The organism is Dyella lutea (assembly GCF_024158035.1).
Classification (GTDB): domain Bacteria; phylum Pseudomonadota; class Gammaproteobacteria; order Xanthomonadales; family Rhodanobacteraceae; genus Dyella_A; species Dyella_A lutea.
This window is the reverse complement of record NZ_JAMZEK010000001.1, coordinates 399516-421633: the sequence shown is the minus strand read 5'-3', so window position 1 is coordinate 421633 and position 22118 is coordinate 399516. Positions and strand designations below refer to the sequence as shown.

The following is a 22118-nucleotide window of genomic DNA, read 5'->3' as shown; positions in this document are numbered from 1 at the left end:
TCATGCGATGGATCACCACGCGGCGCCTGGTCCGCGCCTACCGCATTCCGTGGACGCAGGCCGAACGGATCGTGCGCGATGAATGCCTGCGGGCCGGCACACGCGGAGCCCAGGCATGGCTGCTGTCGCTGATCCACCTCACCGGTCTGTTCTGGCTGCTGGCGGGGGCGCACTGGGTGTTCCCGACGTTGCACGGGTGGCCGCTGGCGGGCACGGAGTCGTTGGGTCTGCTGCTCACGACGCCGGCCTTCTTCCTGCCGCGCCTGCTCGCCCGCGATTCCATGCTGGAGCGTGCCCAGGCACTCGCCGCGACCGGAGATCGGTCAGAACAGCTGACCCTGCGGTGACGACGGGCGCGGGGGCACGAAACGGGTGGTGTCGAGCTGGAGATCGCGGGCGCGGCCAAACTCGTGCCGGCGGCAGGCGACCTCGAAGCGTCGCTTGAGCAGGTCGGCGAACACGCCCTGCCCGCGCATGCGGGTGCGGAAGTCGCTGTCGTAGTCGCGGCCACCATTCATCTGCTGCACCAGGCTCATCACGTGGGCCGCGCGATCCGGGGCATGCAGGGCCAGCCATTCGCGGAACAGGGTCTTCAGCTCGTACGGCAGCCGCAGCACGGTGTAGCCGGCGCAGGAGGCGCCCGCGGCGGCGGCCTGTTCGAGCACCGCCTCCATGTCGCGGTCGTTCAGCGCGGGGATGATCGGCGCGACCAGCACGCCCACCGGCACGCCGGCCCCGGCCAGCGCGCGGATCGCCTTGATCCGGCGGTGCGGCGCGCTGGCGCGCGGCTCGAGCTTCGCGGCGAGGTGGTTGTCCAGCGAGTTCACAGAGACGAACACCTGCACGAGATTCGCTCGTGCCATCGGTGCGAGCAGGTCGATGTCGCGCTCGACCAGCGCGTTCTTGGTGACGATCGTGCACGGGTGTCCGCAGCCGGCCAGCAGCTCCAGCGCGGCGCGGGTGAGGCGCCAGCGCTTCTCGATCGGCTGGTAGGGATCGGTGTTGCTGCCGATATTGATCGGCTCCACGCGGTAACCCGGGCGTGACAGTTCGTGGCGCAGCACCTCGGCGAGGTTGCCCTTGGCGCGCAGCTTGGTCTCGAAGTCGAGGCCCGGTGACAGGTTGAGATAGCTGTGCGAAGGCCGCGCGAAGCAGTAGATGCAGCCATGCTCGCAGCCGCGGTACGGGTTCATCGCCTGGCTGAAATGGATGTCCGGCGAGTCGTTGCGGGTGATCACGCTGCGCGCGCGTTCTTCGCTGACTTCGGTGCGCGGCCGTGGCGCTGCGTCGTCGAGCAGGGCACTCTGCCAGCCGTCGTCCTCGGCCTGGCGCCGCAGGGCCTCGAAGCGGCCTTCCGGGTTGGAGGCCGCCCCGCGGCCTCTGTGGGCCCGGGGCGAAAAGGGGTCGTTGAAGTCGGACATGGGACGCAGCCTGGGTGACAAGCATCTCACCGCGCGCGACGGCTTTGGCACAACCGGATCCCTGCGCTGACGCCCGGCCCGGAAGCAGGTTTATGATCGGCGCCACCACCGGGGCGCGGCACCGGGTCGACGAGGCATTCCTCTCATGCGCTGGCTTTGGCTGACCGGAACAATGTTGGCTTTTGTGCTGTGCTTCACCCGCCACGGGGGCGGGGCCATGGCGATCTGGCTGTTACTGGGCCTGATCGGACTGCTGGGCACCGGGCTGGCCTTCGCCCAGGCCCGGATCAGCTCCAGCGCCCGCGCCGAATCGCTCTCCAGTTACGACCTGCAGCGGCTGCGCGAAGGCAAGCAGCCGCTCGGCCATGACTGAGCGATCCGGTCCGTAAAGGAAGAGCCACGCCTCGCGGCGTGGCTCTTCGCGGGAATGACGGCGGACGGTCGGCGCCCGCCGCGGTCCCGACTCAGAAGTTGTACTTTGCGCTGAGCGAGACCTGGTTGCCCTTGGTGGTGGTGGTGGCCGTAGGATTGGCCGCTGACGTGCTGTCCAACTCGGAGTACATGTACTCCAGGCCCAGCTCGTAGGCGCCCGAGGTGTAGATCAGGTTGAGCGCGGACTGGCGATTCTCCAGCCGCCCGGCCGAGCCCTGGCCCAGCCAGGCCACCACGTCGCTGCGCTTGGGCTTGCTGTAGCCGTAGAACGCGTTGGCGCTCCAGTTCGGCGTGAACTTGTAGCCGGCCTGCAGGAAGCCGCCGGTCTCCTTGATGTCGCCGAACTGGATCAGGCCGCCGAATACCTGGCCCAGGCCCTTGCCGGTGTACAGGTTACCCTTGAACATCCAGTTGCCCGGATGCCAGTTGCCGCCCACCTCGAAGCCCTGGCTGTCGATCTTGGTGGCGACCGGCGTGGCCGCGGTGCCATCGACGCCGCGCAGGTCGATCTGCGAGTAGTGCGCCACGAAGTAGGCCAGCCAGTCCTTGTCCTGCACGTGCAGGCGCGCCTGCAGCTGCGGACGGAAGCCGGCATTGCCGCCGGTGAGGTAGTTCACGTTGTTGCCGGGGCCATCCCAGGAGCCCTCGAAGGCGCCCAGATCCAATCGCCACTTCGGACCATCCGAACCGTGGTTGAGATCCTGCATCATCACCACGCCGGGGAAACGCCAGCCGATCATGCCGGTGCCGTAGCCGAGCGGGAAGGCGATGTGGGTGATCGAGGCCGGCACATTGTCCAGCGGGAACAGCAGGTCCCACTGCTGGCCGACGCGGATCGTGGTGCCGCTGGAGGCGTTGGCCAGGTCCATGTAGGCCTGGCGCAGACGCGGCGTCGGCTGCGACAGCGAGTAGGCGCCGGTGCCGTTGAAACCGCCGAAGAAATCCATCTCAATTCGGCCGCCACCCGACCAGTTCTCATTGAACTTGGCGCCTTTGAAGTCGAGCCAGAAACGCGTATTGCGCACGTCGAAGCCACTGGTGTTGCCGTGCGAGCCGGTCACCGGGAATTCGGCGTTCTGGCCGTTGCCGAAGGTGAAGCTCTTGTCCTGGCTGAACGCGGTGGCCGAGACGAAGCCATGCAGGGCCACCGATACGCCGGGCGCGCTGCTGAACGCCGACGGAGCCGGGGGCGGGGGCGGCGGCGTGCTGGCGACCTTCTCGATCTGCTGCTGCTGCGCCTGCTGGTTGCCCTGGATCTGCTGCAACGCCTCGCGCATCTGCGCCAGTTCCTTCTGCTGCTCATCGAGCTGGGCCTGCTGTTTCTCGATCAGCGCCTGCAGCGCCTTGACGTCGGTCTTCTGCTTGGTGGCAGCGAACGACGGGCCGGCCACCGCCAGCCCGAGTGCGACAGCAACGGCGAAGAACATCGGATTTCTTTTCATGGCTTGTATCCCCGGATGGAAGGACCGGTATCGGCGGAGCCGCACCCGTCGGGCAGCGCTCCGACCAATATCGATCGCAAGTGGCGAAACATTAGGCGCACGTTAATCGCGGTCTTTGTCCCGGTGCATTACGACTTTCGTCGCGCTGCACCGCCGCGCAGAAAGCTGCGACATCGGCCGTGGTCGGGCCGGTGGCGCCCTCCCTCCCCGGGATGGCGCCACCGGCACCGCTCAGTCGTGGATGGAAACGTGCTTGGTCTCGTGCAGGAACAGGCCGCCGATCACCACGCTCATCGCCGCAATGATGATCGGGTACCACAGGCCAGCGTAGAAATCGCCGGTGGCCGCCACGATGCCGAACGACACCGAAGGCAGGAAGCCGCCGAACCAGCCGTTGCCGATGTGGTACGGCAGGCTCATCGAGGTGTAGCGGATACGGGTCGGGAACATCTCCACCAGCCATGCCGCGATCGGGCCGTAGACCATGGTCACGTAGATCACCAGGATCCACAGCAGCAGCATCACCATCGGCTTGTTGATCATCGCCGGGTCGGCCTTGGCCGGGTAGCCGGCGGTATTCACCGCCGTGCCAACCTCCTCGCCGAACGCCTTGACCTTGGCGGCGAAGTCCGCCTTGGCCATCTGCGAACCGTCGAACGACGGGAAGTCCTTGCCGCCCACCGACACCACCGCGACCGTGCCCGGCGCCGCGGCCACGTTCTCATACGGCACGCCGCGCTTGGTCAGGAAGCTCTTGGCCACGTCGCAGGAGCTGGTGAACACCTTCTTGCCGATCAGGTCGATCTGCACGTGGCAGTCCTTCGGGTCGGCCGTGACGCGGATCGGTGCCGACGTGCTGGCCGCCTCGATCGCCGGGTTGCCGAAGTGGGTGAGCGCCTTGAAGATCGGGAAGTAGGTGAGCGCGGCCAGCAGGCAGCCGGCCAGCACCACCGGCTTGCGTCCGATGCGGTCGGACAGCCAGCCGAACACCACGAAGAACGGGGTGCCGATCAGCAACGCGCCGGCGATCATCAGCTGGGTGGTGGTGGCGTCGATCTTCAGCGTATTGCCGAGGAAGTACATCGCGTAGAACTGGCCGGCGTACCACACCACGGCCTGGCCCGCGGTGGCACCGAGCAGCGCCAGGATCACCACCTTGAGGTTGCCCCAGCGGGCAAACGACTCGGTCAGCGGCGCGGTGGAATGACGACCCTCTTCCTTCATCTGCTTGAACGCCGGCGACTCGGACAACTGGAGGCGGATGTACACCGATACCGCGAGCAACACCGAGGACAGCAGGAACGGGATGCGCCAGCCCCACTCGTCGAACTTCGGACCCAGCGCCATCTTGCAGCCCAGGATCACCAGCAGCGAGATAAACAGGCCGAAGGTGGCGGTGATCTGGATGAAGCTGGTGTACAGGCCGCGCTTGCCGTCCGGCGCGTGCTCGGCGACGTAGGTGGCCGCGCCGCCGTACTCGCCGCCCAGCGCCAGGCCCTGCAGCAGGCGCAGCGCGATCAGGATCACCGGGGCGGCCACGCCGATGCTGTTGTAGCCCGGCAGCACGCCGACCAGGAAGGTCGACAGGCCCATGATCAGGATCGTGACCAGGAAGGTGTATTTGCGTCCGACCATGTCGCCGATGCGACCGAACACGATCGCACCGAACGGACGCACCGCGAAGCCGGCGGCGAAGGCGAGCAGGGCGAACACGAACGCCGAGGCCTCGTTGAGACCGGAGAAGAACTGCTTGGCGATGATCGCCGCCAGCGAACCGTAAAGGTAGAAGTCGTACCACTCGAAGACGGTGCCGAGGCTGGACGCGAAGATCACCCGCCGATGGCTGACATCGAGCGAGGTGTCCGCGGTGATGCCGGTGGTGGCCATGCTGTATTCCCCTCTGGTAAGAACGGCTCCGCACCCTGGCGGAGATGGCGCCGCGTCATCGCGGCCATGTGTCGGGATGGACCCCCCGGTCCATGTGTCCCGTCGAACACGTGGTGCCGCCGAGCGAGAGACGCGCCGGAGACAAGACGTCGCAGCGGAGGCAGGGCCGAGCATGGGGATGCTGCAATGCGCGCAGCTATTCGGCTTTGGTCGAGAATCGACGAAAGTCGAAGCGGTTCCGCCGGGGTGCTGCACCGCGTCGAACGCTACACTCGGTCAAACGCGCGGGCATCTTCGTCCCGTGCCACGAAGTCATTCGAAGGAGCCCGTCATGTCCAAGGTCCATCCGGTCAATCCCGAATTCGCCGCCCACGCCCGGGTGAACCGTGAGGACTACGAGCGCCTCTACGCCGAATCGGTGAAGGATCCGGAGGGCTTCTGGGGTCGCATCGGTCAGAGGCTGGACTGGATGAAGGCGCCGACGAAGATCAAGAACACGTCGTACGACCCGCACAACCTGTTCATCCGCTGGTACGAGGACGGCCAGCTCAACGTCGCCGCCAACTGCCTTGATCGACATCTCGAAAAGCGCGGCGACAAGACCGCGATCATCTTCGAGGGCGACGATCCGAACGAGTCGCGCCACATCAGCTACCGCGAGCTGCATGCCGAGGTGTGCAAGTTCGCCAACACGCTCAAGCATCTCGGCGTGCAGAAGGGCGACCGCGTGGCGATCTACCTGCCGATGATCCCCGAGGCGGCGATGGCGATGCTGGCCTGCGCCCGCATCGGCGCGGTCCACTCGGTGGTGTTCGGCGGCTTCTCGCCCGACTCGCTGGCCGGGCGCATCGCCGATTCGCAGTGCAAGGTGGTGATCACCGCCGACGAGGGCGTGCGCGGCGGAAAGAAAATTCCGCTGAAGGCGAATGTCGACGCCGCACTGGAGCGTCCCGGCACCCACAGCGTGGAGACCGTGGTGGTGGTGCGTCGCACCGGTTCGGCCGTGCCGATGCAGTCGCCGCGCGACCGTTACTGGCACCACCTGATGGACGGCCAGAGCGCCGACTGCCCGCCCGAGCCGATGGAGGCCGAGCACCCGCTGTTCATCCTGTACACCTCCGGCTCCACCGGCAAGCCGAAGGGCGTGCTGCACACCTCCGGCGGCTACCTGGTGTACGCCAGCTACACCCACGAATGCGTGTTCGACCTGCGCGAGGACGACGTCTACTGGTGCACCGCCGACGTCGGCTGGGTCACCGGGCACAGTTACGTGGTGTACGGGCCGCTGGCCAACGGCGCCACCACGCTGATGTTCGACGGCGTGCCGAACTACCCCGACTACCGCCGCTTCTGGCAGGTGGTGGACAAGCACAAGGTCAGCCTGTTCTACACCGCCCCCACCGCGATCCGCGCACTGATGCGCGAGGGCGAGGGGCCGGTGAAGGCCTGCTCGCGCGCGTCCCTGCGCGTGCTTGGCTCGGTCGGCGAGCCGATCAACCCCGAGGCCTGGGAGTGGTACCACCGCGTGGTCGGCGACGAGCGCTGCCCAATCGTGGACACTTGGTGGCAGACCGAGACCGGCGGCATCCTGATCACCCCGCTCCCCGGTGCCATCGCCACCAAACCCGGCTCGGCCACCCTGCCCTTCTTCGGCGTGGTGCCTGCCATCGTCGACGCCAATGGCGAGGTGCAGCAGGGTGCCTGCGAGGGCAACCTGCTGATCACCGATTCCTGGCCGGGCCAGATGCGCACGGTCTATGGCGACCACCAGCGCTTCGTCGAGACCTACTTCAGCGCCTACCCCGGCAACTACTTCACCGGCGACGGCGTGCGCCGCGACGAGGACGGCTACTACTGGATCACCGGCCGCGTCGACGACGTGATCAACGTCTCCGGCCACCGCATCGGCACCGCCGAGGTGGAGAGCGCACTGGTGTCGCATCCGAAGGTGGCCGAGGCCGCGGTGGTCGGCTGCCCGCACGAGATCAAGGGCCAGGGCATCTACGCCTACGTGACCCTGGTCGCTGGCGAGGTCGGGGACGACGCCCTCCGCAAGGAACTGATCGCGTGGGTGCGCAAGGAGATCGGCCCGATCGCCACGCCGGATTTCCTGCAATGGGCGCCCGGGCTGCCGAAGACGCGCTCGGGCAAGATCATGCGCCGGATCCTGCGCAAGATCGGCGAGAACGCACCGGACCAGCTCGGCGACATCTCCACCCTGGCCGATCCCAGCGTGGTGAAGAACCTCGTCGACGAGCGACTCATCAAGTGATCATGGGCGGGGGTGCTGCCGAAGCGCTCCCGCACCGCATCCCATGCCTGACGTACTGATCGCCGACGACCATCCCCTGTTCCGCGACGCGCTGGAGCGCGCGGTGGTTTCCGCCCTGCCCGCCGCCGCGGTGCATTGCGCCGACAGCGTCGACAAGCTGATGGCGATGATCGAGCAGTACCCGGAGGCGGACCTGCTGCTGCTGGACCTGCACATGCCCGGAGCCCGTGGCTATTCCGCCCTCGCGCACATCCGGGGCCAGTATCCGGGGCTGCCGACCATTGTGGTCTCCGGCCATGAGGAGGCCCAGGTGGCTCGCCGCGCGCTGGCACACGGCGCTTCGGCCTACATTCCGAAGTCGACGCCGGGCGATGAGATCGTGCAGGCGATCCATGCCGTGCTCGACGGCAACACCTGGCTGCCGCACCAGCTGGTCGGCGGCGAGATCGCGCTCAAGCGCGACGAAGCCGACGTCGCCGCACGGGTCGCTTCGCTCACGCCGCAGCAGTTCCGCGTGCTGACGATGATCGCCGAGGGCCAGCTCAACAAGCAAATTGCATGGGACCTGGGCGTGTCCGAGGCGACGGTAAAAGCCCACATGACCGCGATCATGCGCAAGCTGGGGGTCAACAACCGCACCCAGGTAGCGCTTGCCGCAAGCCAGCTGGCGGTGGATCCGGGTGCCATGCAGTCGTTCCCCGACGACGACTCGGAGTAGGCGCGGCGGTCAGCCGTTGCTGGCCTGGCGACGCACCAGCGCTCCCAGCAGTGCACGCAGGGCGGCCGGACGCACCGGTTTGTGCAGCAGCGGGTAGCCCAGTTCGCGCGCGCGCTGCTTCAGCTCGCTGCTGCCGTCGGCGGTGATCATCGCCACCGGCGGCAGGCTGCCCAGCCTGAGCCGCAACTGGTTCAACGCCTGCAGGCCATCGGTGCTGTCGGCCAGGTGGTAGTCCGCCAGCACCAGATCGACCCCGCCGCGGCGCAGCTCGGCCTCGGCCTGCGCCACGTCCTCGGCGAGCCGGCAATCGACGCCCCAGCGCCCGAGCAGCGCCTTCATGCCATCAAGGATGGCGGGGTCGTTGTCCAGGCAAAGCACGGTCAGCGGCAACTGTTCGCCGGTAGGCAGGCGCGGGGCGACCGCGGGGCGACGGGGCACCGCAGCCACACGCGGTACGACGCAGCCGAAGCAGCTGCCGTGTCCCTCGCGCGAATGCAGTTCGAGACGATGCCCCATGATCGCCGCGATGCGGTCGCAGATCGACAGTCCCAGGCCCAGCCCCTTCTCGCCCCACGGGGAAGGGCGCTGCAGGCGCTGGAACTCGTCGAAGATGTGCGCACGCTGCTCCGGCGCGATGCCAGGCCCGGTATCCCAGACCTGGATCCGCACCTCGTCGCCGTCGCGCCGCGCGCCCAGCAGCACACCACCTTCGCGGGTGTAGCGCAGCGCATTGGAGAGGAAGTTCTGCAGGATCCGCCGCAGCAACTGCGGGTCGCTGCGGATGGACAGGTTGGTCGGCACCACGCGCAGGCGCAGACCACGCTGCTCGGCGACCACGGCAAACTGTGCGCGCAGGGAATCGAACAGGTCGGCCATGGCGAAATCGCCGAATTCCGGCTGGTAGCGCCCGGCATCCAGTCGCGAGACGTCGAGCAACGCATCCAGGAGGTCCTCGGCGGCGCGGAATGACGCGTCGATGCGCTCGGCCAGGCGGCGCGACTCCTCGTCCAGTGCCGGCTGCTGGCGCAGGGCCGAGGTGAACAGGCGGGCGGCGTTGAGCGGCTGCAGCAGGTCATGGCTGGCAGCGGCGAGGAAACGGGTCTTAGAGACCATGGCCGCCTCCGCCTCGCGCTGCGCGCGCGCGGTGGCGTCCAGCGCCTCGCTCAACTCGGCGGTGCGCTGGTCCACCCGTTGCTCGAGATTCTCGTTCGCCTCGCGCAGCGCGAGCTCGGCATGCTTGTAAGCGGTGACGTCGGTGTAAGTGGTGACATAGCCGCCACCGGGCAACGGCCGGCCGCGCATCTCGATCACCGTGCCGTCCGGGCGCACGCGTTGGAACAGGTGCGGCGTACCGGCGCGCAGGTGGCCGATGCGCTTGGCCACGTGTTCCTCCACCTCGCCCGGGCCGCATTCGCCATGCTCGGCGTTCCAGCGGATAAGGTCGGCGACCGGCACACCGATGTAGACCATGCCGTCGGGGTAGTCGAACAGCTCGAGATAACGGCGGTTCCAGGTGACCAGGCGCATGCGCGCATCGACCACGCTGATGCCCTGGGAGACGTTCTCCAGCGTGGTGGAGAGCAGCTCGCGGTTGAAGCGCAGCTCCTGCGAGGCTTCGTCCATCAGCGCCATCGCCTCGGCGATGTCCAGGCCCGAGCCGGACAGCGCGCCCATCAGGATGCGGCGCGCGCTGGCCGCGCCCACGGCGCCGGCGAGCAGGCGTTCGGTGTACTGGATCAGCGCGCGGTCGGCCGACTCGTTCGGCTCGAGCGCCTTGCCCTGGCGCAGGCCGTACTCGGCAAAGGCGCGCTGCGAACTGCGCTCGCCCACGATGCGGCCGGCGATCGTCATCAGGTCGCCCACCGCGACGCGGCCGCGCCAGTCGCCGCTGCCGCTGCTGCTGGCGATGTACGGATCGACGAACATCGCCGCGTGGATACGCTCGGCCAGGCTGGGCCGGAAACGCAGCGAGAAGAACACCAGACAACCGACGTTGAGCAGCAGCGACCAGAAGGTGCTGTGCATCACCGGGTCCCAGCCACTGAGGTGAAACAGCGCCTGCGGGCGCAGCCAGGAGATGCCGAACGGCCCTTCCTGCAGCCAGCTGGCATGGCGATCGATGGCCGGCAGCAGGAGGGTGTAGAACCAGGAGGCGAAGCCGGCGAGCAGGCCGATCGCCACGCCCGACTGGCTGGCGCCGCGCCAGTACAGCGCAGCGATGATCGCCGGCGCGAACTGCGCCACCGCAGCGAATGCCAGCAGGCCGGTCGCCGCCAGATTGGCGTTGTCCGCCACCAGCCGGTAGTAGCCGTAGGCCAGCAGCGAGAGCGAGATGATGGCCACGCGCCGGATGCGCAGCAGCAGCAGCGAGAGATCTTGCCGCTGCTCCAGCCGCAGCCTCCGGATGCGCAGCAGGGCGGGCATCACCAGGTCATTGCTGATCATGGTCGAGAGCGCCACGGTGGCGACGATCACCATCCCGGTCGCGGCGGAGAATCCGCCGAGAAACGCCACCAGAGCCGTGCCGCGATCGCCGTGAGCCAGGGGCAGGTTGAGCACCCACGCGTCGGCGAGCCCACCGCGCACTGCCGGCAGGTGCATGCCGGCGGCCACGATCGGCAACACCGCCGCGCTGATCAGCAGCATGTACAGCGGAAACATCCAGCGCGCCCGATGCAGGTCGTGCGGGTCCTCGCACTCCACCACGCCGATCTGGAACTGTCGCGGCAGACAGAACATCGCTAGAAAGGCGAGCACGGTCTGGGCCAGGAAGCCCGGCGACTGGCCCTGGGTGAAACGCGCCGGCGGCAACGCCGCCAGGGCCTCCCAGCCGGGCCCGCGCCACAGCGCGTAAATGGCGAGCGTGAGGAAGGCAACCAGCTTGATGACCGACTCCAGAGCGATCGCCAGCATCATCCCGTGATGGTGTTCGCTGGCGTCGATGCTGCGGGTGCCGAACAGGATCGCGAAGGCGGCCAACAACAACGCGCACCAGAGCGCGCTGTCCGCGGAGGGAATGATCGATGTCGGCCCGGTGTCCGAGAGCACGTCGACCGACATTGCCATCGCCTTGAACTGCAGCGCGAGGTAAGGCACCACGGCGATGACCGCGATCAGCGCCACCAGGGCAGCCAGGCCGTGCGACTTGCCGAAGCGTGCGCCGATGAAGTCGGCGATGGTGGTGATGTTGCGCTGGCCGGCCACGGTCACCAGCCGGCTCATCAGGCCGAAACCGAACAGGAACAGCAGGGCCGGGCCGAGGTAGATCGGCAAGTAGGCCAGGCCATCGCGCGCCGCCGTACCGACCGCGCCATAGAACGTCCAGGACGAGCAGTAGACGGCGAGCGCGAGGCTGTAGACCAGCGGCCGCAGGGACGCCTTGCGCGGGTACAGCGGGTTGCGGTCGCCTTTCCAGGCGACCACGAACAGCAGCCCCACGTAGAGTGCGGCCACGATCAGCAGCAGCCAGCCTGAAATCACCGATGGCCCTCGCCCGATGCGCGCGCGTCCGTGGCGCTCCTGTCCGGTTCTTGTGCTGGCCGCATGCGGCCCGGCACCATGCCGGGCATGTCCGAGCATGTCCGGCCGCCACAGGCCAAACTAGCAGAGCCCCTGGGCGAAGACGAGATTCATGTGTGGTCCTGCGCTTATCGTCCCGCGGTGGGGCGGGAACCGCTGCGGCGCCTGCTCGCCCGGTATCTGGGCAGCGATGCGGATACGCTCCAGTTGCACGAAGAGGAACACGGCCGGCCGGTGCTTCAGGCGGGCGGGCGCGGCGCGCTTCGTTTCAATTGGTCGCACAGCGGTGAGCGCGCGCTCGTCGCGGTGGCTCGATCGGTGCAGCCGGGTATCGATCTCGAGCATCGAGCCCGGCGGACGCGTGATGTGCTGGCGCTTGCCAGACGCTTCTTCGCCGCGACCGAGGCGACCGCTCTCGAACGCTGTGACGATGCGAGCCGGCCACTGCAGTTCCTGCGCCTGTGGACAGCCAAGGAGGCGCTGCTGAAGGCGCAGGGCCGTGGCCTCGCGTTCGGCATGGAGCGGGTAGCCGTGTCGTTGGATCCCGGCTCGCCCGCGCTGCTCGCTTTCGAGGGCGAAGTGCTCGCAGACTGGCATCTGAAAGAGCTCATGTGCGACGAAGCCTGGGTGGCCGCGCTTGCCTGGCGCGGCCGCCCGATGGAGGTTCGCTGGCGCGGCGACTTGGAGTGATCCGGCGTCATGCAGTTGGCGTACTCTTGGGGTTCGCCGCGGTACTTCGCTCCGCGCGTGTCCTTTCCTCGCTGCGCCGGTGCCGACTTAGATGACCCTGCTGAGCGTCAACCTCAACAAGATCGCCGTACTGCGCAACTCGCGCGGCGGCGACGAGCCTTCTCTCGCCCGGGCCGCACACACCTGCATCGAGGCCGGCTGCGGGGGCATCACCGTCCATCCGCGCCCGGACCTGCGGCACATCCGACCCGACGATGTGCGGATGCTGGCGCAACTGTTGCGGGGGCGCGTCGAATACAACATCGAGGGCAATCCGTTCGCCGGGGCGCGCGGAAGCTATCCCGGTCTGCTCGCACTGGCGCGCGAGGTCCGCCCGACCCAGATCACCCTGGTGCCGGACGGCGACGGACAGATCACCTCGGACCACGGTTTCGATCTGGCGCGTGACGCGGACCGGCTGGCGCCACTGGTGGCTGGCTTCCGCGAAATCGGTTGCCGGGTCAGCCTGTTCGTGGATGCCGGGACGACGAACTTCGAGCCGGCGGTGCGCATCGGCGCACAACGCGTGGAGATCTATACCGGCCCGTACGCCGCTGCATTTGCGGAAGGCCGCGTCGGCGACGCACTGGCCGCTTGCGTGGAAACGGCCCGGCGCGCGCAGCAGGCCGGGCTGGCGGTCAACGCAGGACACGATCTGAGCCAGGCAAACCTCGGCACTTTCAAGGCGGCCATTCCCGGCCTGGCCGAGGTGTCGATCGGTCACGCGTTGATCGGCGAGGCGCTCTACGAAGGAATGGCGGCAACGGTGCGTCGTTACCTGCAGATCCTCGACTAGTTCGGCGACCGGTTTGCCCAAAAGAAAACCCCCGCCGAGGCGGGGGTTTCAGTTCACGCTTGTGCTCCGAGCAGGGTTACTGCTCGGTGAAGCCGATCTTGACCAGGCCGTAGCTCTTCGCGTCCGCCAGGGCCCTAGCGAGATACTCGTAGGCCACCGCGTCATCCGCGTTGATCTGGATTTCCGGCTGGTTGGTCTGCTGCGCGATCACCGCCATCTGGGCCTTCATGCCTGCCTCGTCGACAGGCACATCGTTCCAGTAATAGGCTCCCGATGCATCGATCTTCAGACGGATCGGATCAAGATGATCGGTATCCGGCGGCGGATTGTTGGTCGGCTGCGGCAAATCGATCTTCACGTCATGCGTCACGATCGGCGCGGTGAGCATGAATATGATCAGCAGCACCAGCATCACGTCCACGAGGGGCGTGACGTTGATGTCCGCCATCGGTCCCTTGCCGCTTCCCGTACTGAAAGCCATGGTCGTTACTCCTTCGCCGTCGTGATGAAACCGACGTGGACCATGCCCTGGTCCTTCGCATCGGAGAGGATCTTCTTCACGATCTTGTACTCGGTCGTCTTGTCGGCGCGGATCTGGAGTTCCGGCTGGGGCGACTCGGACGCAGCAACGGCCAGGGCGGCCTTCAGCTGGTTCTCATCCACCGATGCATCGTTGAGGAACATCGATCCGTCTGCCTGCACGGCCAGGTCCAGCGGCTTGATGGGCTTGTTGTCCGCCTTGATCGGAGTCGCCGTGGGTAGCTTGACGGTGATCCGATGGCTGGCCAGCGGTGCCGTGATCATGAAGATAATCAGCAGCACCAGCATCACGTCCACGAGGGGCGTGACGTTGATTTCCGACATCGGACCGCCGGAATTTCCGGTGCTCATCGCCATGGGTCAGACCCTCACTTGCCTTCGACGCGCGCGCCAGTGGCGAAGAAGTCGTGCAGGTCGTGCGCGAACTCGTCGAACTGGGCGTAGGTCAGACGGTTGGAGCGATTGAAGAAGTTGTAGGCGAGCACCGCCGGGATGGCGGTGAACAGACCGATCGCGGTCATGATCAGCGACTCACCCACCGGGCCGGCCACGGCCACCATCGACGCATTGCCGGCAGCAGCGATGCCGATCAGCGCGTTGTAGATGCCCCACACGGTACCGAGCAGACCGACGAACGGAGCGGACGAACCGACCGTCGCCAGCAGGGTCAGGCCGCCTTCCAGACGCAGGCTCTCGCGGGCCACGGCCTGACGCAGGGCGCGATCGATGAACTCCGAGCGGCTCAGGGTCTGGGCCAGACCGTTGCCACCACCAGCAGCTTGCTGGTGATGGGCGACGGCCGAAGCCGCGTCCAGCGCGATCTTGGAGAACGGCTCGCTCTTCGGCTGGGCCTCGAGCTCGCGGATGGCTTCCTGAGTGGAACCGGTGTTCCAGAAGCCGTCGATCACCTTGTCGGCACGCGAACGCACCATTGCGTTGCGGATCGCATTGGCGACGATGAAGTACCAGGAGGACACGGACATGATCACCAGGGTGACCAGCACGATCCAGCCCAGCGGATCAAGGTTGTGGAGAAGTGCGTCGAAGCCGATCTGCTTCATCGCTTCGGCATTGGACAGAGGTGCAGAGGTCTCTTGGAACATAACGCTACCCTTGGGAAGTCAAGCGTGAACTGTAACTGTAATGGGGATTACAGCTGATTGAGGTTGAAATTGACCGGGACACGGGCGTAGCCCTCGACCTTCTGACCATTGCGGATCGTCGGGTTGAAGCGCCAGTGGCGTGCAGCTTCGATGGCGGCGCGGTCCAGCTCGCGATAACCACTCGAGACGTCCACCTTGACGTCCTTCACCGAGCCATCGACACCAACCAGGATCAGCAGCGTCACCGTACCTTCGTGACGTTGACGGATCGCCTGCGGCGGATAGCGCGGCTGCAAACGGCTGTTGTAGCTCAGGTCCTGGCTGGCCGTGATGTCCGACGGCGGCGCAGGGGGTGCCGGCGGCGCGGGCGGAACCGGCGGTGCCGGGTTGTTCGTCGCCTCTTCCACCGGCGGCGGCGGAGCCGGCGGCGGCGGGGTCGGCGGCGGCTGCACCTGCTTGATGATCTTCGGGGGCGGCTGCTTCGGCGGCTCCGGCGGCGGCGGCGGCGGGGGCGGCGGCGGCGGCGGCGGCTCGATGAAGTTTACCTGGACGACCTTATCCTTCTCTTTTTGCGCCTGCTTGGGCGGGGCCATGGGCGCCACCAGCATCAGGAACGCGAAGGAATGCAGCGCGATGGCGGCTGCCAACGCCCAGGTGCGCCTCCAATTGAACGACTTATTGTCGATTTCGTGGTTGCTTGAGGCCATCTGTCACTATCTTGGAGCTAGTCGATCGGTGGGCGTTTGCCGCAGCGCTGAAGCGGTGTCTCAGGCCTTAACAAGGCCATGAAACGCGGGAACTTTTCGCGCGCGGAAAGATTTCAACGGTACATCAGCGCAAGGCGTTTGTATAGCTCCCGGGCACGGGTTTTGGACGTCTATTTGTACCCGGGGAACAAGGCCTTGGCGTTACTTGCCGGCTCCTGCCTTCCGCAACCAGTCCTTGGCCTTTGCCGCGGTTTCCGGATCCTGCGCGGCCTTCCTCATCGCCGCGATGGCGGCCGGCTTGTTCTTCAGGCCGCGCTCGGCCTCGGCCAGCAGCATGTAGGCCGAACCCTGGTGCTTCACGCCCTTGGCAATACCCTGCTGAATCAGCGGAACCGCTTCGCGATTCTTATTCTGCACCACCAGGATCTGGCCGGCACGAACGGCAGCCTCGCCGTCGGTCGCCATCGGGATGGCCTTCTTGTACGCGGCGACCGCCTTGGATTCGTTACCGGCCACGTAGGCCGCATCGCCGAGCAGCTTGTTGTTCTCGTAGGTGCTCGGGATGATCCCGCTGGCCATGCCGTCCTCCAGGGTCTGCACGGCCTTAAGGGCGCTGGGCTTGGGGTTGTCGGACGTCTGGCCGGTGATCAGGTAGAGCTTGGCCAGATTCACATAGTCCTTGTCGGACTTCAGCACACCCTGTGCCTTGGCCTTCTCCATTAGCTTGATGGCTTCCGGGTACTTCTGCGCCTGCATCAGCACCGCCACCGCATTGTTCAGCGTGGTCGGGTCATTCGGATTGGCCTCGAACTGCTGTTCGGCCAGCTGCGCGGCCTGGTCGCTCTGGCCCGACTCGGCATAGCTGGCCATCAGGATCTGGTTCCAGCTGCTCTGCGGCTTGTCGGACATCGACATCGCCTGCTTCATCGCGGCGATCGCCTCCGGATACTTCTGCAGCCGGTAGTAGGCATTGCCTTCGAGCGCGTGGGAATCCGCGGTGTCGCGCTTGCCCTCGGCGCGCCACTTGGCGATCGTGTCGATCGATGCCTGGTACTGCTCGTCCGCGAGCTGGAACTGGGCCATCTCGTATTCGAGCTGGAAGTAGGTGTCATTCGGCATGACCCCGTTGGCCAGTGCCTGGGAAAGCAGCGAGATCGCCCCCTTCAGGTCGCCCGCGTTGTATTTCAGGCTGGCCAGACCCTGCAGGGCCAGTGCCTGGGCGTACTTGCTCTTGCTCTTGTCCAGGATGGGCTGCAGGACCGACTCGGCCTTGGCCGCGTCGCCCGAGTTCACTGCATCGAGGCCTTCGTTGAGCTGCTTCTGATCCTTGCTGCTGGTCAGGTCGAGCTTGGGCTCCTTGCGGGTCGCGTTGGGGTACAACGCTTCCTTCTTGTCCTTGTCTGCATGGCTGGCATGGGCCACCGGCGCAGCGACGATCGTCAAGGCAAGGGTCGCACCTGCCAGCAACTTGAACAGGGGGGCATGCTTCATGGCTGTCCTCATGTCGGGATTACGCGCAGAAAGGCGTAAGGGGATCCCCAAGACTAGCGGCACATGCAATCGATAACAAGTCGCGGTGCCACATGACGATTTTATAAAAATCAAACATTTAGCATGCGGCCGCGTATGCAGTTACCTGTAACGCGCCTCCCGCGAGTACGGCGGCGCCACCAGAAGGATGAGCGCCGCCGGACGGGTTCGCCGGAACCTTGTCAGATGTCGAGGTTCGCCACCTTCAGGGCATTGGCTTCGATGAAGTCGCGGCGTGGTTCGACGGCTTCGCCCATCAGCATGGAGAACATCTGGTCGGCAGCGAAAGCGTCCTCGATACCGACCTGCAGCATGCGCCGGGTTTCCGGATTCACCGTGGTCTCCCACAACTGCTCTGGGTTCATCTCGCCCAGGCCCTTGAAGCGCTGGATGCTACGGCCCTTCTTGGCTTCGTCGAGCAGCCAGGCGCGGACCTCGGCGAAGCTAGCCACGCCACGCGAGGCATTGCCTCGCCGAATGACCGCACCGGGTTGCACCAGGCCCGAGAGCTGGTGACTGGTCGACAGGATCGGCCGGAATTCACTGCTGGCAAAGAACGATTGCGGTAGCAGCCAGGTGTGGCTCAACCCATGCTGCTCGCGGATCACCTCGATCGCGGCCGGCTGGTCGGCGATCGCCTCACGAAGGGCCAGTCGATAGCGCGGCTTGCCAAGGCCGGAGGCTGCGAGCTTGGCCGATACGGCGTCGAGCCACCCCTGCATCGCATCCGCCTCGGCCCAGAGCGACGCATCGATGGGCGGGTGCTCGAGCAGCGCGGACAACACCGCCGCATCAACGCGGTGGCTGAGACGGACGATCTGGTCCAGTGCTTGCTGGTAGTCGCGCAGCAGCTTTTCGAGAGCCTCGCCGGTGATCGCCGGCGCGCCCGGTGCATAGACCAGTTCGGCATTGTCGACCGCGTTCGAGATCAGGTACTCGTTCAACGCGGTATCGTCCTTGAGGTACAGCTCCTGTTTGCCCTGCTTGAGCTTGTAGAGCGGCGGCAGGCCGATGTAGACGTGGCCGCGCTCGATCAGCTCGGGCATCTGACGGTAGAAGAACGTCAGCAGCAATGTGCGGATGTGCGAACCGTCCACGTCCGCGTCGGTCATGATGACGATGCGGTGGTAGCGCAGTTTGTCGGGGTTGTAGTCCTCCTTGCCGATCCCGGTGCCCAACGCGGTGATCAACGTGCCGACCTCGGCCGAGGACAGCATCTTGTCGAAGCGCGCTTTTTCCACGTTGAGGATCTTGCCTTTAAGCGGCAGAACGGCCTGATACTTGCGGTTGCGCCCCTGCTTGGCCGAACCGCCTGCCGAATCACCCTCGACCAGGAACAGCTCGCAAAGCGCAGGATCCTTTTCCTGGCAATCGGCCAGCTTGCCTGGCAGGCCGGCGATGTCGAGCGCGCCCTTGCGTCGGGTCATCTCGCGCGCCTTGCGGGCCGCCTCGCGGGCCCGTGCGGCATCGACCGCCTTGGAGGCGATCGCCTTGGCTTCGTTGGGATGCTCGAGCAGGAACTCGCCAAGCTTTTCGTTCACCGCCTGCTCGACGGCGGTCTTGACCTCGGAGGAAACCAGCTTGTCCTTGGTCTGGGACGAGAACTTCGGATCAGGCACCTTCACCGAGAGCACGGCGATCAGGCCTTCGCGCATGTCATCGCCGGACAGGGCGACCTTGGCGTTCTTGGCCAGCCCCTCCTTTTCGATGTAGCCCTGCAGCGAACGGGTGAGCGCGGCACGGAAGCCGGTCAGATGGGTACCGCCATCTCGCTGCGGGATGTTGTTGGTAAAGCAGAACACGGTCTCCTGATAGGAGTCCGTCCACTGCATCGCAAGCTCTACCGAGATCCCGTCCTGCTCGGACATCGAGCTGAGGCTGATAACGTTCGGGTGAAGCGGAGTCTTCAGCTGGGACAGATGCTGTACGAACGAGGCAATGCCACCCTCGTAGGCAAAGCGATCCTGCCGCCCTTCGCCCCGCTCGTCTCTCAGATCGATGGTGACGCCGGAGTTGAGGAAGGCCAGTTCGCGCAGACGCTTGGCCAGTATGTCGTAGTGGAATTCGACCTGGCTGAAGGTTTCCGAGCTGGGAAGGAAGCGCACCGTGGTGCCGCGGCGCGTGGTCTCGCCCACCACCTTCACCGGGTACTGCGGCTCGCCCAGCTTGTATTCCTGGACGTGCTCCTTGCCCTCGCGGTAGATCGTGAGCCACAGGTGCGCGCTCAGGGCATTGACCACCGAGACGCCCACACCATGCAAGCCACCGGACACCTTGTACGAGTTGTCGTCGAACTTGCCGCCCGCGTGCAGCACGGTCATCACCACCTCAGCGGTGGATCGACCCTCCTCTGGGTGCATGCCGACCGGGATGCCGCGACCGTTGTCGCTGACGCTGACCGACCCATCGTCGTGGATGGTGACGACGACATGGTCGCAATAGCCGGCGAGCGCTTCGTCGATCGAGTTATCGACGACTTCGAACACCATATGGTGGAGGCCGGTGCCGTCATCGGTGTCGCCGATGTACATGCCGGGGCGCTTGCGCACCGCTTCGAGGCCCTTGAGTACCTTGATGTTGCTCGAATCGTAAGTCGTGTTCATTCGGTGGCTGGTCTCCGGCGCCAGAATCCCCCGGCATGGCGCCTCGAAGGGCCGGAGGATGGTCAACTTTTCAATTATAGCAGGGGCGTTGCCACACCCTGTTCCACGTGGAACACACGTGCCTGGGGATCCAGGCTGGCCGGTAGCTCAGTGCCGGTGACGAGAACCTGTGCGTCGGCCGCACGCAATTGCTCGACGAGCGCCGCCTGATGTGCCCGATCAAGCTCCGAGGCGAGATCATCGATACAAACGATCGGCCATTCCCCCCGCTCTTCCGAAAAAAGTCCCGCCTGGGCGAGCAGGCAAGCCAGCGCGGTGAGCTTCTCCTGGCCGCGCGACAAATGCTCACGAGCGGGTGCGTGCGCGAAGGCAATCTGCCAGTCGGCCCGATGCGGGCCGACAGTCGTGTGTCCCTTGGAAAGATCCCTCCCCCGGGAACTGGCCAGTTGCTCCCGCAACGTTCCTTGTTCTGACCAACCCGGGCGATAACGCAGGCTCAACTCGCCCAGCTCCGGAAGCAAGGTAGCCACAGATTGCGCCAGAACCGGAGCGAGGCGATCGAGGTAGCTCCGCCTGAGTCGATCGATGTTCGCCGCGCTCTCGTCCAGTTCGTACTCCCACGGCGCGAATAGGGCATCGTCCGAATGCTTGTTCCGAAGCAGGCTGTTCCTCTGCCGCAGAGCACGCTGGTAACGCCGCCAAAGCGCAAGGAACGCGTGTTCCACGTGAAACACACCCCAGTCAAGAAACCGCCGGCGCTCCTCGGCTCCCCCGGAAATCAGTGCGTGCGAGCCAGGATCGAAGCTGACCACTGCGCATCTTCCAAGCAGCTCGGCCACCGAACAGCCCTCGAAATTGAGGCGAGCCTGCCAATGCGCTCCATCCTTGCCCATGCCCAGGCGATCCAGCCGGCCATCGGCATGCAACACCTCGGCAAAGATGCCAAGGGAGTGCTCTCCGCGCCGGATCAACGCATCGCGGGCGCCGCTACGAAACGAGCGTCCGTGAGAAAGCACAAATGCAGCCTCGAGCAGACTGGTCTTCCCTGCTCCATTGGGCCCGACGAAAGCATTGATCCCGGGCGACAACTCAAGCTCAACGTCTCGAAAGCACCTAAACGAGTTGATCTTCAGTCTCACCAGGCGCATGGGGACATCCACAACGAAGAACGCCGGAGCGTCAGGCGACGGCTCCGGCGTCTAGTGGCGATACGGGTCGAGCGCCTCCGGCTCACGTGATCAACATCAGAGTCGCAGCGGCATGATCACATGGCGGGACTGCTCGCTGTCGTCCTCCTGCACGAGGCAGCTGGACTGCGCGTCGCGAAGGTTGAGCCGAGCCTTGTCTCCCCGCAGTGCTGCCAGCGCGTCCAGCAGATAACCCACATTGAAGCCCACCGCGAGATCGGAAACTGATGTATCCGCCTCGACTTCCTCGACGGCCTCCTCCTGCTCGGGATTGTGCGCCACGATGCGCAGCCTGCCCGGAGAAAGCTCCAGTTTCACTCCGCGATACTTTTCGTTGGAGAGAATCGCCGCACGCTGGAGTGCTCCACGCAGAACCTCGCGATCCAGCGTCGCGCGCTTGTCCGCACCGAGCGGGATCACCGCTTCGTAATCCGGGAACCGGCCATCGATCAGCTTCGAGGTGAACACCACATCGCCGCGACGTACCCGCAGATGGTTCCGTCCGAACTCCAGTTCGACCGTGCCGTCCCCGTTCTCGAACAAACCGATCAACTCGTTCACGCCCTTCCGCGGAATGATGATCTGGCGGCGCGCGGACACCGAGCTTTCCAGCTGGGTTTCCTTGAGTGCCAGCCGGTGACCATCGGTCGCCACACAACGGAGTGTGTGTTCCTGCAGATCAAGCAGCATACCGTTGAGGTAGTAACGCACGTCCTGGTTCGCCATCGCGAAAGCCGTGCGCTCCATCAGGTCCTTGAGCACTTCTTCAGGGAGGCTGACCTTCTCGACCAGTTCGATTTCGTCGATTGTCGGGAACTCCCCGGCCGGCAACGTCGCCAGAGTGAACCGACTCCGTCCCGCGTTGAGAGCGACCCGATCACCGTTGAGCTTCAGCTCGATGAGGGCGCCGTCGGGCAAGGCACGAACAATGTCGAACAGCTTGCGCGCAGGAATCGTGGTTTCGCCATCGGCCAACTTGTCGGCCGCTGTGGTCGCGACCATCTCGACCTCCAGGTCCGTGCCGGTCAGGGAAACACGACCGTCGGAGACGCGGACGAGCAGGTTGGCCAAAACCGGCAAGGTCTGCCGCCTCTCGACGACGCCGACGACCTGCTGGAGCGGCTTGAGCAGGGCTTCTCTTTGGATGCTGAATTGCATAGGTGGGCGTCCCCTAACACTGCTTTTCTGTTTTTAAAAGAAGGGCGGTAGTTGTTGCTGTACCGGTGCAAAAC

Annotated in this window: 18 protein-coding genes; 6 read left to right on the top strand and 12 right to left on the bottom strand. The window is 65.7% G+C overall.

The window, feature by feature from the left end:
• The first annotated feature begins 2 nt into the window (after positions 1-2).
• Complete coding sequence (locus NC595_RS01930; RefSeq protein ID WP_253564524.1) at positions 3-347, top strand: hypothetical protein; 345 nt, start codon at positions 3-5, stop codon at positions 345-347.
• On the opposite strand, the gene NC595_RS01925 is transcribed toward NC595_RS01930, so the two are convergent.
• Positions 324-1421 (bottom strand): PA0069 family radical SAM protein, encoded by a 1098-nt coding sequence (locus tag NC595_RS01925; protein WP_253564522.1) that lies wholly within the window; start codon positions 1419-1421, stop codon positions 324-326. The genes NC595_RS01930 and NC595_RS01925 overlap by 24 nt on opposite strands.
• 217 nt (positions 1422-1638) lie before the next feature.
• Between NC595_RS01925 and NC595_RS01920 the strand changes: the two genes are divergently transcribed.
• A complete protein-coding gene (locus NC595_RS01920; protein ID WP_253564520.1) occupies positions 1639-1794 on the top strand; it encodes a hypothetical protein in 156 nt (51 codons plus the stop codon).
• A 91-nt stretch (positions 1795-1885) separates the two neighbouring features.
• On the opposite strand, the gene NC595_RS01915 is transcribed toward NC595_RS01920, so the two are convergent.
• Both NC595_RS01915 and NC595_RS01910 read right to left on the bottom strand, forming a co-directional pair.
• On the bottom strand, positions 1886-3295 hold the full coding sequence (locus NC595_RS01915) for a hypothetical protein (protein ID WP_253564518.1): 1410 nt from the start codon (positions 3293-3295) through the stop codon (positions 1886-1888).
• Positions 3296-3526: 231 nt separating this feature from the next.
• On the bottom strand, positions 3527-5182 hold the full coding sequence (locus NC595_RS01910; RefSeq protein WP_253564516.1) for an MFS transporter: 1656 nt from the start codon (positions 5180-5182) through the stop codon (positions 3527-3529).
• Between the two features lie 331 nt (positions 5183-5513).
• Between NC595_RS01910 and acs the strand changes: the two genes are divergently transcribed.
• The gene (gene acs / locus NC595_RS01905) at positions 5514-7454 is read left to right on the top strand and encodes an acetate--CoA ligase (protein WP_253564513.1); all 1941 of its coding nucleotides are present in this window, start codon (positions 5514-5516) and stop codon (positions 7452-7454) included.
• A gap of 43 nt (positions 7455-7497) precedes the next feature.
• Positions 7498-8172: a response regulator transcription factor gene (locus NC595_RS01900; protein WP_253564510.1), complete on the top strand. Its 675-nt coding sequence runs from the start codon at positions 7498-7500 to the stop codon at positions 8170-8172.
• Between the two features lie 9 nt (positions 8173-8181).
• Here NC595_RS01900 and NC595_RS01895 read toward each other — a convergent pair whose 3' ends face one another.
• Positions 8182-11652, bottom strand: a complete 3471-nt coding sequence (locus NC595_RS01895) for a hybrid sensor histidine kinase/response regulator (protein WP_253564509.1) — start codon at positions 11650-11652, stop codon at positions 8182-8184.
• Between the two features lie 87 nt (positions 11653-11739).
• Between NC595_RS01895 and NC595_RS01890 the strand changes: the two genes are divergently transcribed.
• Complete coding sequence (locus NC595_RS01890; protein WP_253564508.1) at positions 11740-12381, top strand: 4'-phosphopantetheinyl transferase family protein; 642 nt, start codon at positions 11740-11742, stop codon at positions 12379-12381.
• 91 nt (positions 12382-12472) lie between these two features.
• On the top strand, positions 12473-13216 hold the full coding sequence (locus NC595_RS01885; protein ID WP_253564506.1) for a pyridoxine 5'-phosphate synthase: 744 nt from the start codon (positions 12473-12475) through the stop codon (positions 13214-13216).
• Positions 13217-13292: 76 nt separating this feature from the next.
• On the opposite strand, the gene NC595_RS01880 is transcribed toward NC595_RS01885, so the two are convergent.
• From NC595_RS01880 to dnaN, 8 genes are all read right to left on the bottom strand, one after another.
• Positions 13293-13697 (bottom strand): ExbD/TolR family protein, encoded by a 405-nt coding sequence (locus tag NC595_RS01880; RefSeq protein ID WP_017461658.1) that lies wholly within the window; start codon positions 13695-13697, stop codon positions 13293-13295.
• A 5-nt stretch (positions 13698-13702) separates the two neighbouring features.
• Entirely contained in the window at positions 13703-14113 is a 411-nt protein-coding gene (locus NC595_RS01875; RefSeq protein WP_253564505.1) for an ExbD/TolR family protein, read from the bottom strand.
• A gap of 11 nt (positions 14114-14124) precedes the next feature.
• On the bottom strand, positions 14125-14859 hold the full coding sequence (locus tag NC595_RS01870; protein WP_253564503.1) for a MotA/TolQ/ExbB proton channel family protein: 735 nt from the start codon (positions 14857-14859) through the stop codon (positions 14125-14127).
• 47 nt (positions 14860-14906) lie between these two features.
• Positions 14907-15566, bottom strand: coding sequence for an energy transducer TonB (locus NC595_RS01865; protein WP_253564502.1), 660 nt, complete (start codon positions 15564-15566; stop codon positions 14907-14909).
• A gap of 201 nt (positions 15567-15767) precedes the next feature.
• The gene (locus NC595_RS01860) at positions 15768-17057 is read right to left on the bottom strand and encodes a tetratricopeptide repeat protein (RefSeq protein ID WP_253564500.1); all 1290 of its coding nucleotides are present in this window, start codon (positions 17055-17057) and stop codon (positions 15768-15770) included.
• Between the two features lie 221 nt (positions 17058-17278).
• Positions 17279-19699 carry a DNA topoisomerase (ATP-hydrolyzing) subunit B gene (gene gyrB, locus NC595_RS01855; protein ID WP_253564498.1) on the bottom strand — a complete coding sequence of 807 codons (2421 nt, stop codon included), beginning with the start codon at positions 19697-19699 and terminating at the stop codon, positions 17279-17281.
• A gap of 74 nt (positions 19700-19773) precedes the next feature.
• Positions 19774-20847 carry a DNA replication/repair protein RecF gene (gene recF, locus NC595_RS01850; protein WP_253564496.1) on the bottom strand — a complete coding sequence of 358 codons (1074 nt, stop codon included), beginning with the start codon at positions 20845-20847 and terminating at the stop codon, positions 19774-19776.
• 96 nt (positions 20848-20943) lie between these two features.
• The gene (dnaN, locus tag NC595_RS01845) at positions 20944-22044 is read right to left on the bottom strand and encodes a DNA polymerase III subunit beta (protein WP_253564495.1); all 1101 of its coding nucleotides are present in this window, start codon (positions 22042-22044) and stop codon (positions 20944-20946) included.
• Positions 22045-22118: the final 74 nt, after the last annotated feature.